Origin of the sequence: Odoribacter sp. N15.MGS-14 (assembly GCF_000980245.1) — a bacterium.
Taxonomy (GTDB): Bacteria; Bacteroidota; Bacteroidia; order Bacteroidales; family Marinifilaceae; genus Odoribacter; species Odoribacter splanchnicus.
This window is the reverse complement of record NZ_LARE01000187.1, coordinates 1-640: the sequence shown is the minus strand read 5'-3', so window position 1 is coordinate 640 and position 640 is coordinate 1. Positions and strand designations below refer to the sequence as shown.

Here is a 640-nt window from a genome sequence, read left to right as displayed (position 1 = left end):
GCAGTTCAGACTGTGCATTCTATTTTTATTATTTAATATGTAATAATAAAGAATGTGCCTAGGCTCGTAGTGCCTTTTATTTAACAGGAAGTTCCTACGGATTTTGCTATGCAATAAAAAAACTGCAAACCCTTACGGTCTACAGCTCCCTTACTTTTTACATGTACCTTCAAAACCACATACAAATTTAAATCTTTACTCCATCCATTCTTCCTTACCCTGTCCTACCTTCTTGGTTATGCCCTCGACCGATTAGTAACAGTCAGCTCCATGCATTACTGCACTTCCACCTCTGCCCTATCTACCTTGTCGTCTTCAAGGGGTCTTACAACTTTCGTTGGGATATCTCATCTTGAGGGGGGCTTCACGCTTAGATGCCTTCAGCGTTTATCCCTTCCAGACTTGGCTACTCTGCCATGCTCCTGGCGGAACAACAGATACACCAGCGGTCAGTCCAGCCCGGTCCTCTCGTACTAAGGACAGCTCCTCTCAAATATCCTACGCCCACGCCGGATAGGGACCGAACTGTCTCACGACGTTCTGAACCCAGCTCGCGTACCGCTTTAATGGGCGAACAGCCCAACCCTTGGGACCTACTTCAGCCCCAGGATGCGATGAGCCGACATCGAGGTGCCAAACC

At 47.7% G+C, this 640-nt stretch carries 1 rRNA gene; it reads right to left on the bottom strand.

The features are described 5' to 3' along the window. Nucleotides 1-232: 232 nt before the first annotated feature. Nucleotides 233-640 (bottom strand): 23S ribosomal RNA (locus WS34_RS15025); the annotation flags it as partial.